9 protein-coding genes are annotated in these 11,567 nt (G+C 66.1%); 6 read left to right on the top strand and 3 right to left on the bottom strand.

The genetic code is table 11. The features are described from left to right. Nucleotides 1-243: 243 nt before the first annotated feature. The 3 genes from ACQY8M_RS20690 to ACQY8M_RS20680 all read right to left on the bottom strand — a co-directional run bounded on the left by ACQY8M_RS20690 (nt 244) and on the right by ACQY8M_RS20680 (nt 2,951). Nucleotides 244-717 (bottom strand): hypothetical protein, encoded by a 474-nt coding sequence (locus ACQY8M_RS20690; RefSeq protein ID WP_428658996.1) that lies wholly within the window; start codon nt 715-717, stop codon nt 244-246. A 78-nt stretch (nt 718-795) separates the two neighbouring features. After that, entirely contained in the window at nt 796-1,515 is a 720-nt protein-coding gene (locus ACQY8M_RS20685; protein WP_428658993.1) for a retropepsin-like aspartic protease family protein, read from the bottom strand. A 146-nt stretch (nt 1,516-1,661) separates the two neighbouring features. Beyond that, a complete protein-coding gene (locus tag ACQY8M_RS20680; protein ID WP_428658990.1) occupies nt 1,662-2,951 on the bottom strand; it encodes an amidohydrolase/deacetylase family metallohydrolase in 1,290 nt (429 codons plus the stop codon). A 705-nt stretch (nt 2,952-3,656) separates the two neighbouring features. On the opposite strand from ACQY8M_RS20680, the gene ACQY8M_RS20675 reads away from it, so the two are divergent. The 6 genes from ACQY8M_RS20675 to ACQY8M_RS20650 all read left to right on the top strand — a co-directional run bounded on the left by ACQY8M_RS20675 (nt 3,657) and on the right by ACQY8M_RS20650 (nt 11,312). After that, a complete protein-coding gene (locus ACQY8M_RS20675; RefSeq protein WP_428658987.1) occupies nt 3,657-4,484 on the top strand; it encodes a hypothetical protein in 828 nt (275 codons plus the stop codon). A 280-nt stretch (nt 4,485-4,764) separates the two neighbouring features. Further along, on the top strand, nt 4,765-4,953 hold the full coding sequence (locus ACQY8M_RS20670; protein WP_428658984.1) for a hypothetical protein: 189 nt from the start codon (nt 4,765-4,767) through the stop codon (nt 4,951-4,953). A gap of 88 nt (nt 4,954-5,041) precedes the next feature. Continuing rightward, a complete protein-coding gene (locus ACQY8M_RS20665; protein ID WP_428658981.1) occupies nt 5,042-6,334 on the top strand; it encodes an NtaA/DmoA family FMN-dependent monooxygenase in 1,293 nt (430 codons plus the stop codon). A 356-nt stretch (nt 6,335-6,690) separates the two neighbouring features. Continuing rightward, nucleotides 6,691-9,147, top strand: coding sequence for a glycogen/starch/alpha-glucan phosphorylase (locus ACQY8M_RS20660; protein ID WP_428658978.1), 2,457 nt, complete (start codon nt 6,691-6,693; stop codon nt 9,145-9,147). 165 nt (nt 9,148-9,312) lie between these two features. After that, nucleotides 9,313-10,659 carry an LLM class flavin-dependent oxidoreductase gene (locus ACQY8M_RS20655; RefSeq protein WP_428658975.1) on the top strand — a complete coding sequence of 449 codons (1,347 nt, stop codon included), beginning with the start codon at nt 9,313-9,315 and terminating at the stop codon, nt 10,657-10,659. Next, nucleotides 10,656-11,312, top strand: a complete 657-nt coding sequence (locus ACQY8M_RS20650) for a DUF1028 domain-containing protein (protein ID WP_428658972.1) — start codon at nt 10,656-10,658, stop codon at nt 11,310-11,312. Before ACQY8M_RS20655 ends, ACQY8M_RS20650 begins: the two co-directional genes overlap by 4 nt. Nucleotides 11,313-11,567: the final 255 nt, after the last annotated feature.

Here is an 11,567-nt window from a genome sequence, read left to right as displayed (position 1 = left end):
GGAGCGCGGCTCTAATAGGCGCTAACATTGGCTTCCTCCTCCTCCCCCGTCATACGCGGGAGGAGGAAGATCCGCAAAGCCAGCGGCCCTGGAGAGCCGCGCTCCCGGCGTCATGCGGCGCCGGCCAGGGTCGGTTGGGTCAAGATCACGGCGTCGGCTTCGAAGACGCGTCTCCTACGGTCGGCTATCGAGGAGACCGGCGCGGAGGAACCCGCCGTCGGGCCCCTCCGCGCCGACCACTGCTCAGTAAACCTTCAGTGTCTTCGGATCGTAACGCATCGGCACATACTGGTTGGGTGCTTTCTGGATCACCACCACGCCGCGCATGCCATCGACTGCGATGACCGTGAGAGCGCCAGGCTGGCCGTGCGCCGCCACCTGGTTGCTGTTGAGCAGGATCGTCGCGATGACACCGGAAACGGTGTTGCCGCCGGTAGCGCGCTTTTCCACTTCGGCGCGGGTCGCCGCGTCCATCTCGCTCAGGAAGGCGCGCTCGAAGGCGGGTGACGGGGCGGGAGGCGGCGGCGTCTGTGCTTGAACGCACAGCGCCATGACACTGATCGACGCCAACGCGAAGCCGGCGACTACGATGGTGCGCATATTCATTCTCTTCTCCTCTTCGAGGCTTCTCACGCAGGGTGAGCGGCTGGCCGCAAACGTGACGCGGTCAGGTTGACGATACGGCGCTGCCCAATGTGATGCCTTGATCTTGATCAAGGTGCCTGCTCGGCGAGACCCGAGCTCGCCAGCGTGGCACCGACCTGCAGACAACGACGCGCCGGGAAACGACACTGCTCAGAATGAACCGGTAAACTCCAGCTCGATGGCATTCCTGACGTTGTCGATCTTCCACCAGTTGAGCCGCCGCAGGAGACTTTGGCCAAGCAGCGCCTGGCTGCGGGGGGCGCCGACCGCGGCGAGCACGTTCTCCATCGTACGATCGCCAACCTGGACGGACCGCAACCTGACGACGCGCTGGAGAACACCCCGACCATCGGCGACCACGAAGCGACGCTCACCCAGGAAATCGCCCTGGGTGAGCGTGCCATTGCGCGTCAGCTCGTCGGCGACTTCCTGGGGGATCTGCACGTTTGCGGCCCCCGAATCGACGACGAAGTAGGACTTGGTGTTGCCGTTCAGGCTTACGGACAGGGCGAACACGCCGCGCATCCTGTGGAAGCTCGCCGTGGTCCGGGCCAACGCCGCGTCCTGCGCCTTCTTGGCCGCGTCGCAGGGGGTCCAGGTCGCGGGACCTGCTTTCTCAGTGGGACCGTAACAATAGTCCATCAGGGTCAAGAGCTTCGAGAAGGTGTCCCGCTGCTCGCAGGCCCCAACCGCGTCGAGCGCAGGCGCAGTCGCGCTCCTGCACGTCAGGTTCGTCGCATTCCATTGGGCGATCGTCCGTCCTGCGTCGCCGGCCTGCGCCTGCGCCTGCGCCGATCGACCGCCTCCCGACAGCAGCACGGCCAGGAGAAGGAGCGCCAGGCAAACACGGCGGTCTGTCGAATGGTGCAAGGGTTCCCCAGGGTCAGGCCGCGATGGCAATAGCGCGCCACCGCCCCTCCGACTATCCCTCCCCCCTGCTCCGAAGGCGAGTCTCCGGCCGGGAGGAAGGTCTTTGCCAGACGCTACCCAGGCATCACACCCGTCTCAGCACAGCCTCACGCGGCGTCGGCCAGCGTCGGCTGGGGCAGGATCACCGCGTCGGCATCGAAGCGCTTGCCGGCGCGCAGGCAGAAGACCGGGCGGATGAAATGCTCGGCGGTGACCTGCGTGTCCTCGTTGTCCTGCAGCACGAAGCGGCCGGTCTCGTCGGCCAGCACCGAGATGTCGGCCTCGACGCCGGGCTTCAGCGTGCCGATCTCGTCGGCCATGCCGAGCATCGCGGCGCAATTGCTCGTCACCATCGGCACGACCTGCTCGATCGTGAGGCCGAGCGCCAGCATGCTGGTCATCGCCGAGGCCAGCGAGAAATTGTGGCGGCCGGCGAACATATGCATCTCCTCCTTGTCGGGATGCGTGTCCGGCGTGCCGCGCGGCTTGGGGATCGTGGTGTTGTAGCCGTGCATGTCGGCGCCCAGCGTGTCGGGCACGACGCCGGCGTCGAGCACCAGCCGCGCCATCTTGAAGGAAAAGTGCGAGCCGTGGCCGACGTCGGTCTTCAGCCCCTGCGCCAGCGCCTCGCGCACCACCGGATGCAGCTTGCCGTGCTGGTCGACGAAGCCGCCGGGATGGCGCGTGAAGGGATGCGCCAGGATATCGCCCGGCCGCAGGATCTTTAGCATGTCGGGCAGCACCGCATCGGCGTCGTAGGGATGCTTGTCGTCGGGCAGCGGCCAGAGCTGGCCGAAGTGGATGTAGAGCGGCAGGTCGAGCGCGCGGCCGATCTCCGACGCGCGCCGCATCGCCTCGTCGCCCCAGCGCGTGAAGCCGCCGATCTCGGCATGGCCCTTGATGCCGCGCACCAGGTCGGCATTCTCGCGCGCCGCCCGCACCGTGTCGTCGACGGCGATGCAGTCGGGACGATAGAGCTCGGGGTAATAGTGGCCTTCGAGCCCGCCCACCATGTAGGCCGAGATGAAGGCGAGCACGCGGCTCGCGGCCGGCTTGGCGATGAACTCGCGGAAACCCGGGAAGGTGAGAACCGACGGCCCGCCCTGGTCGACCAGCGTGGTCACGCCCGAGTGGACGCCGACCATGTCGGCATCGAGCCCGAAGCGGCCGCTGACGTAGCGATAGACATGCGCGTGGGTATCGATCATGCCCGGCAGCACGAGCTTGCCTCGCACGTCGATCGACTCGACCGCCGGACCGGGGAGATTCCTGGCGACGGCGACGATGCGTCCGGCGCGCACGCCGACATCGAGGAGACCGTCGAGGCCTTGCCCGGGATCGATGACCCTGCCGCCGCGCAGCACGAGGTCGAACGGAGCAGATTGCACGACATCCATGGCGGTCCTCCCGATGACGGCTCCAGGCAGCAAACGGCATGCCATTTGCTTGCGTCTTTCTACATGCAACCGAACATCCTCAGCCACATGATCCGCTGGCTCCTGGAGCGGATCGAGCACTTTCCCATCCCCGTGGAAGAGGCCCTGTGGGCCTATGCCTATTGCATGTCCGGCCCGCCCGGGCACGAGGGTTTTGCCTTCCCTCTCCCGTCCTGTGGCGCCGGTGGGGCGGGAATTCACGACGAGGACGGAACGCCCCCGTTGAGATATCGGCATGTTTCAGATCATGACCCGCAGTCTGCAGGAGACGCCGCGTTGGCTGCCTCGTCCGTCGCGGCATAAGGGCGCCATCTCTCCAGGAGGCGTCCGGCAAGGAACTCCTGCGAGCACATGGCCGATACCCATAACGCGGACCTGCCGGGTATTGTCTGAACGCAAGGCACGCAGAACGGCAGGTCTTTGCGCGAGTTGCACCATCGGTGGTGATAGACCAAGCCGTCAATTCGGCTTCTTGCCTTGTCTGAGTTGCCAAGTGCCTTGGCCTGTCGCCTGCAAACGCAATATTCAGCAACACCGCAAAAGTCACGACTTCTGCAACACAATCATGGCATGGTGCCACGGCCAGGAGGGTTAGCGCGACCACGCAACGCCACGTTCGACATGGCGGAGCCTGCGCCTAACGAGGCGTAGGCAGAGGGGAGACAGATGTTCGACGTCCATGACAAATGGGGGCCAGTCGATCCATTGACCAAGCGAGTGGCAACGCTACTTGCGGCGATCGGGCTCTGCATGTTGACGACGGCGGCCGTTGCTCAAGACCTTAGAGGCAAGTGGTATGGCCTTATCGAGAACTACGGCGGCGAGCGGCGTCGAGTTCTCGGAGTGACACAGACCGACAAGGCACTGACCTGCACTTGGGACGAAGTCGGCACCTCAGTCGACTACCCCGCAAAATGCACCCTGCACGATGGTGTTTTAGACTTGGTGACAGGTGCAAACAATAAGGTCCATCTCCGACCGTCGGCAGTCGGTCTTACCGGTACTTTTACACTTACAGGCAACAGAGGAACTTATCAGATATCCATGGACCGCACGCCGCATGCGGTGCCGCCCAAGTCCCAGACCACCCTGTGTAGACAGAAGGTCAGTTACAGCCTTACTCCGAGCTTGGAGGTCCCCGCCGAGTTCCGCAAGTACTTGGGTGTCTGGTCTGGGGACCAGCGCGGCACACAGGCCGGCTACAATGTTGATTATGAACTCTGTGTCGCCTTTGTGATCGAGCGCATCACTGCGGACGGCACGGTTCACACGATACGGGTTGGCGGAGACTCCTTTAGGCTTTCTGGCAGCACGGGAAATAGCTTTTCAGTAAAACCGGATGTGAGCGCGTGGAGAGGGAAAGTGGCGGGGGAGAGTTTGCGTTTGGGACGCGGCAAATATCTCCAAGAGCTGCATCTTTCGGGGTCCGATACAATGGAAGGTGCATACTCTGATCCGAACGGGACTGCAGTTGCGCGCCTCCGGAGACAATAAGCCTAGGGCCGTCGCCAATGTGTAGAGGCAGAGAGTGTCCCGCTCATGGAAACCGGGATCAAGGTGCAGGGCTTCCCGGTCTGGCCCGAGGAGCTGGCGCGCCCTGAAATCTTCTCCAATCCTGCCTTGATCGACAACATCCTGCGGGACGGCATCCACCTGTGACACGCCGTCACTCGCCACAGAGCTACATCGCCAAAGCCGAGAAGGCGCTTTCAACCGCACGTCTGCTCTCCCAAGCTGAAGATCCGACGGCGCCTGTAACCGCGCCTGCTACGCCATGTTCGGCAAGGAGATCATTGTGGCGGGCCATCTGCCGGCCGAGCATGGAGAACAGCTCAGCAAGGTTGAGGAGCTTCGCCTGCTTGCCGACTACAGCGACGGGTCGGTTGCGATCGAGCGCGCCGTCTGGGCCGTCGACTGCGCCGAGGCCTTCGTCGCCGCTGTGAAGAAGAAATTTGATATGTAAGGCGGCCAGACCACGACCATCGCCCTTGACACAGCCTCGTTGTTTGCACCTCCTCTCCCGTGCGACCATCCGCGGGATGATCCGAAAGATGCATCTGGTGGCGTACCTCAAGACAGGGCCCACCGCGAGCTATGCCAGTTCCTGGCGCCATCCGGCGTCGCCGCTCGACGACATCTGGGACGCCGAGCGCTACGAGCATGTCGCGCGCGTGCTGGAGGAGGCGCGCTTCGACGCGGCGTTCTTCGCCGACGGGCTGGGCCTGCCCGACCTCTACAGGAACAGCTTTGCCGATTTCATCGGCCGCGGCGGCCAGACCAGCCTGCTCGACCCGATGACGGTGCTGCCGCTGATGGCGCGGGTGACCAAGCATCTCGGCCTCGGCAACACCATCTCCACGACTTTCCTGCCGCCGTTCCAGATCGCGCGCAGCCTGGGCTCGCTCGACCTCTTGAGCCGCGGGCGGGCGGCGTGGAACGTCGTCACCTCGGCGACCGACTACGAAGCGCGCAACTTCGGCCTCGACGGCGTGCCGCCCAAGGCCGAGCGCTACGACCGCGCCGACGACGTGCTCGAAGCCTGCTGCGCGCTGTGGGACTGCTGGGACGCCGACGCGATGGTGATGGACCGCGCGAGCGGCGTGTTCGCCGATGCGAGCAAGATCCGCTACGCCGACCATGTCGGCCCCTACGTCCGCACGCGCGGGCCGCTGTCGATCCCGCGCAGCCCGCAGGGCCGGCCGCTGATCCTCCAGGCCGGATCGTCGCCGCGCGGGCGCGAGTGCGCCGCGCGCTGGGCCGACATGATCTTCTGCACGCCGGCGACCAAGGCCGACGCGATCGAGTTCCGCGCCGACATGCATGCCCGCCTGACCGCCCGGCGCCGCGATCCCGCGAGCTGCGCGATCCTGCCGACGCTCTCGGTGGTGATCGGCGAGACCGAATCGATCGCCCGCGAGAAGGCCGAGTTCCTCGACAGCCTGATCGATCCGGAGCTGGTGCTCGCCTCCTCCTCCCAGCTTCTCGGCGTCGACCTGAGCCACGTCGAGACGGCCGAACAGGCCGAGCGCGAGGCCGGCAACCAGGGCATCGCGGGCTCGCGCGACCGCATGGCACAGCTCGCCCGCGCCCAGGGCATCAGCTTCGCCGCCGCCGTGCGCAAGCCGCGCGGCCTGCTGGCCGGTACGCCGGCGATGATCGCCGACCAGATGGAAGACTGGTTCACCGGCGGCGCCTGCGACGGCTTCGTCCTGCCGCCGACGGTGTTCCCGCTGACCTACGAGGAGTTCGCCCGCATGGTGACGCCCGAGCTGCAGCGCCGCGGTCTGCTGCGGCGGGAATATGCCGGACGGACGTTACGCGAGAACCTGGCGAATCCGGGGTGATGACTCATTTTTCTCCCTGTGCGCAGCATCGGGAGGCGGCGCGTCGGTGCTGCGCAATCATGCTCTTCCGGACCGCGAGCGTCCCGCTCGCTCATGAATCCGAGCGAGCGGGACGCTCGCGGTCCGGAAGAGCATGATCAGATCATGAGCTGCACCGATGCGTAGCCCATGACCCCTCTGCCCCTTCGGGGCACCTCCCCGCGCTGCGCGCAGGGAGGAATAACGAGGCAAATAAAGAGGTCGCGTCATGATCACGCCGCATCGATCGCGGCGCGCTTGCAATCGACGTCGGGAACGTGCCTCTCTTCGACCAACGTCGCAAGCTGCGGCAACTGAACAGCTTACGAGAGAACATCATGAACGAGGCCGCCTTTCACGATTTCGGCTCCATTCCGTTTTCCGGCCGGGCCGACGCGCTGTTCGAGCGTCATCTGTTGTCCGATGCCGTGGTCGAGCCGTCCGGCGCCTACGATCGGCAGCGCTTCGAGGCACTGGCCCGTTCGGTCCGCGACCTCCTCGCCCGGCGCTGGATCAAGACCCAGCGGACCTACGATCAGCAGAACCCCAAGCGCATCTACTACATGTCGATGGAGTTCCTGATCGGCCGGTCGCTCGCCAACAATGTCACGAATTTGATGCTGCAGCAGCCCATCGAGCAGAGCCTGCTCGAGAGCAATCTGGACTGGCTTGGCCTGGTCGAGCAGGAACCCGATCCCGGGCTCGGCAATGGCGGCCTCGGTCGGCTGGCCGCATGCTTCCTCGATTCGATGGCGACCCTGGAGCTCCCCGCGATGGGCTACGGGCTGCGCTACGAGTACGGCATGTTCCGGCAGTCGATCGAGAACGGCTGGCAGCGCGAACAGCCGGACAACTGGCTGCGGCGGCAGGACCCCTGGGAAATCTCGCGCCGCAGCCAGGCCGTGGAGGTCACGCTCGGCTGCACCTTCGAGATGCATCGGGGCAACCTGCGGATCATACCCAGGCGTCCCTCGACCCTGATCGGCATTCCCTATGACCGGCCGGTGGTGGGCTTCGGCGGCAAGACGATCAACAGCCTGCGGCTGTGGGGCGCGGCAGCGCAGGACTATTTCGACTTCGAGGACTTCAGCTCGGGCGACTTCGTGGGCGCGCTGACCGGCAGCATTGCCGCGCAGACCCTGACCCGCGTTCTCTATCCGAATGACTCCACCGAGCTTGGACAGGGGCTTCGCTTCGCCCAGGAGTACTTCCTGGTCGCCTGCTCGCTGGCCGATCTCGTGCGCCGCTTCCGCCGCGACAATCAGGACTGGAACCTGCTGCCAGACAAGGTCGCCATCCAGCTCAACGATACCCATCCCACCCTGGCTGTGCCGGAGCTGATGCGGATCCTGCTCGACGAGGTGAAGCTCGGCTGGGAGCGATCGTGGGACCTCACCCAGCGCACCCTCGCCTACACGAACCATACGCTGCTGCCGGAAGCGCTGGAAAAATGGCCGGTGCGCTACTTCCAGGTGATGCTGCCGCGCCATCTGGAGATCATCTACGAGATCAACCAGCGCTTCCTCGACGACGTACGACGCCGCTTTCCCGGCGACGAGGGCCGCGTCTCGCGCGTGAGCCTGATCGAGGAAGGGCCGCAGAAAAGGGTCCGCATGGCCAACCTCGCGATCGTCGGCTCGCACAGCACGAACGGCGTCGCCGCGATCCATTCCGGGATCCTGCGCACGACGACGGTGCGCGACCTGGCGGAGATCTTCCCCGGCCGCTTCAACAACAAGACCAACGGCGTCACGCCGCGGCGCTGGCTGCTGCTGGCCAATCCCGCGCTGTCGACCGCCATCACCGATGTCATCGGCGACGGCTGGACGACCGATTTCGCCAAGATCGCGAGGCTCAAGCCGGCTGCCGACGACGCCGCATTCCGCCGCTCGTTCCTGCAGGCCAAGCGCGACGCCAAGGCGCGCTTCGCCAGCTGGTTCAAGGAGACTTCCGACCAGATGGTCGATCCCGACAGCATCTTCGACTGCCAGATCAAGCGCATCCACGAGTACAAGCGGCAATTGCTCAACGCGCTGCGGGTCGTCGTGCTGTACAATCGGCTGCGCGCCAACCCAAACCTCGACATGGCGCCGCGCACGTTCTTCTTCGGCGGCAAGGCGGCGCCGAGCTATCACCTCGCCAAGCTGATCATCAAGTTCGTGAACAACCTGGCCGGCACGATCGACGGCGACCGCGCGGTCCGCGGGCGGATCAAGGTCGTCTTCCTGCCGGAATATTGCGTCTCGCTGGCCGAACGGCTGCTGCCGGCGGCGGACATCTCGAACCAGATCTCGACGGCCGGCTTCGAGGCCAGCGGCACCAGCAACATGAAGTTCATGATGAACGGGGCGCTGACCCTCGGCACGCGCGACGGCGCCACGATAGAGATGGCCGAGGAGGCCGGCGAGGAGAACTTCTTCCTCTTCGGGCTCACCGCGCAGCAGGTCGCCGACAGCCGCGCCTGGTACAATCCGTTCTGGCACTACGAGAATCAGCGCGAGACGCGCGAGGCGCTCGACCTGATCGACAGCAACTATTTCAGCCGCAACGAGCGTGGCGCCTTCACCCTGATCCACGACACGCTGCTGAAGAACGGCGACCGCTTCATGCATCTCGCCGACCTCCCCGCCTATCTCGACGCGGACCGCGCGGCCTGCGCGCTGTATGCCGATCGCGACGCCTGGGCGCGCAAGGCGATCCTCAACGTCGCCGGTTCGGGGAAGTTCTCCAGCGACCGGACCATCGCGCAGTACGCGACGGAGATCTGGCACGCGAAGCCATGTCCGGTGACGTAGGCTCACGCTCCTCCCTGCGCGCAGCGCGGGGAGGTGGCGCGGTAATCCGCGACGGAGGGGTCATGGGCCGCACCGATACCGTGGCCCATGACCCCTCCGCCCCTGCGGGGCACCTCCCCGCGCTGCGCGCAGGGAGGAAAGCGAGACAGTGAAGGAGTTCGCTTCATGATGGTGCTCGGCTTCACGGGCGGCGCGCTCGGCGGGCATCTCGCCGGATGGCGGCACAAGGATTCGTTTCCCACGACCGCCATGCAGCTCTCCTGCATGGTCGAGATGGCCAAGATCGCCGAGCGCGGCAAGCTCGACCTGATGTTCCTGGCCGACGGCAACGGCGTGCGCCAGATGGACAAGCCGGCGCTGTTCGCCGCCAACAGCCCGTCCGACCGGCCGGCGGTGTTCGAGCCGGTGACGCTGTTCGCGGCCGTGGCGCAGCACACCAGCCGGATCGGCCTGGTGGCGACGGCGACCACCAGCTACGAGGAGCCGTTCACCATCGCGCGCAAGTTCGCCTCGCTCGATCATCTCAGCGCCGGCCGCTCGGGCTGGAACCTGGTGACGACGCAGTATGTCGAGGACGCCAAGAACTTCGGGCGCGACGAGCACATGGGGCGGATCGAACGCTACGAGCGCGCGCGGGAGAGCCTCGATGTCGTGCGCAGGCTGTGGGACTCGTGGGCGACCGACGCGTTCCTCGAGGACAAGGCGACCGGCCGCTATCTCGATCCGGCGCGGGTGCGGCTCGCCAATCATCGCGGCAAGCATTTCGCGGTCAAGGGACCGCTCAACGTCGCGCGCACGCCACAGGGCCAGCCGGTCGTCTTCATGGCCGGCCAGTCCGACGCCGGCAAGGAACTGGCGGCCTACGGCGGCGAGGGATTGTTCGGCACCGCGAGCAGCAAGGCCGACGCGCAGCGGGAATATGCCGACATCAAGGGGCGGATGGCGAAGTATGGCCGCCCCACCGATGCGCTGAAGATCCTGCCGGCGCTCAGCGTGTTCGTCGGCCGCACCGCGGCGGAGGCCGACGCGCTCTATGAGGAGCTGCAGGCGCTGATCCCGCCGCCGCTCGCCGTCAGCTACCTGTCGAAGCTGGTCGGCTTCGACGTGACCGAGGCACCGCTCGACGGCCCGATGCCACGCGGCCCGGGAGAAAGCGTAGGCGGCACCGCGATCGGCCGTTCGGTCGTCGAGATGGCGCAGCGCGACGGCCTCAGCGTGCGCGCGACCTCTCAGCGCGTGCTGTCCTCGATGGGCGGCAACATGGTGAAGGGCGATCCGGGACAGGTCGCCGACTTCCTGGAGGATTGGTACACGAGCCGGGCGTGTGACGGATTCATGCTGTCGATGCCGGTGCAGCCGCGCAGCCTGCGCGACTTCGTCGAGCTGGTCGTGCCGGAGCTGCAGCGCCGCGGCCTGCGTCCGCTCGACTATCCGGGTCCGACATTGCGCGACAATATGGGACTGGCCCGGCCGGCCGATCCGTTCGAACGCGCGCAGGAGACTTCGTCATGACCTTCTCCATCGCCGGCCGCTGCCCCCGCACCGGAATGCTGGGCGCCGTCGTCACCACCTCCTCGATGTCGGTCGGCAGCCGATGCGCCTACGCGACCGCGGGCGTCGGCGCCGCGCTGACGCAGCATCGCACCGACCCGCGCCTCGGGCCGAAGATGCTCGAACGGCTCGCGCAGGGCGCCGCGCCCGAGGCGATCGTGCGCGATCTCGCGGCGAGCGAGCCGGGCATCGGCTGGCGGCAGCTCGCCGTGATCGGCGCCGATGGACCGGGCGCGTTCTTCAACGGCGACAGGATCAGCTCGGTCGCCAAGGGCCAGGTCGGGCGCGACTGCGTGGCGATCGGCAACATCCTGCGCAACACCGGCGTCGTCGATGCGATGGTCGAGACGTTCGAGACCAACGCCGATCAGCCGCTGGCCGAACGGCTCCTGCGCGCGATCGAAGCCGGCGAGGCGGCGGGCGGCGAGCTGAAGCAGGTGAAATCCGCCGGCCTCGTCGTCGCGCACAGGGAGAGCTTCCCGTACGTCGACCTCCGCGTCGACCTCGACCCGCAGCCCCTCGTGCAGCTGCGCTTCCTGTGGGAGCTCTACCAGCCGACCGCCGATGCCTACGTCGTGCGCGCCGTCGACCCCGACAACGCCCCGCCGCCCTGACCCGTCTTCGCCGGAAGCGCGGCTCTCATAGGCCCTGGCCTTGGCTCAAAGGTCACCCGGGAACCTTGTCCATCAGAGCCTGTGAATTTTGTCCGCGCAACCCACTTTCATTGTCATGCTGCTGGGAGCGCGGCTCTCCAGAGCCGCTCATATACGTTAGTTGCAACATTCCATGAGCGGCTCTGGAGAGCCGCGCTCCCAGCAGTCTGAAAGATTCACAAGCTCTCAGGACGAGGGTCATGTTGGCTTGCCCAC

Origin of the sequence: Reyranella sp., from assembly GCF_965279465.1 — a bacterium.
Classification (GTDB): domain Bacteria; phylum Pseudomonadota; class Alphaproteobacteria; order Reyranellales; family Reyranellaceae; genus Reyranella.
Note: the sequence above shows the minus strand (reverse complement) of the source record. Positions and strands in the feature narration are given on the sequence as shown.

Excerpts from the sequence above, each read along its gene's own strand:
- ACQY8M_RS20680 (WP_428658990.1), bottom strand. The coding sequence starts at position 2,951 with ATGGATGTCGTGCAATCTGCTCCGTTCGACCTCGTGCTGCGCGGCGGC.
- ACQY8M_RS20675 (WP_428658987.1), top strand. The coding sequence starts at position 3,657 with ATGTTCGACGTCCATGACAAATGGGGGCCAGTCGATCCATTGACCAAG.
- ACQY8M_RS20670 (WP_428658984.1), top strand. The coding sequence starts at position 4,765 with ATGTTCGGCAAGGAGATCATTGTGGCGGGCCATCTGCCGGCCGAGCAT.
- ACQY8M_RS20665 (WP_428658981.1), top strand. The coding sequence starts at position 5,042 with ATGCATCTGGTGGCGTACCTCAAGACAGGGCCCACCGCGAGCTATGCC.
- ACQY8M_RS20660 (WP_428658978.1), top strand. The coding sequence starts at position 6,691 with ATGAACGAGGCCGCCTTTCACGATTTCGGCTCCATTCCGTTTTCCGGC.
- ACQY8M_RS20655 (WP_428658975.1), top strand. The coding sequence starts at position 9,313 with ATGATGGTGCTCGGCTTCACGGGCGGCGCGCTCGGCGGGCATCTCGCC.
- ACQY8M_RS20650 (WP_428658972.1), top strand. The coding sequence starts at position 10,656 with ATGACCTTCTCCATCGCCGGCCGCTGCCCCCGCACCGGAATGCTGGGC.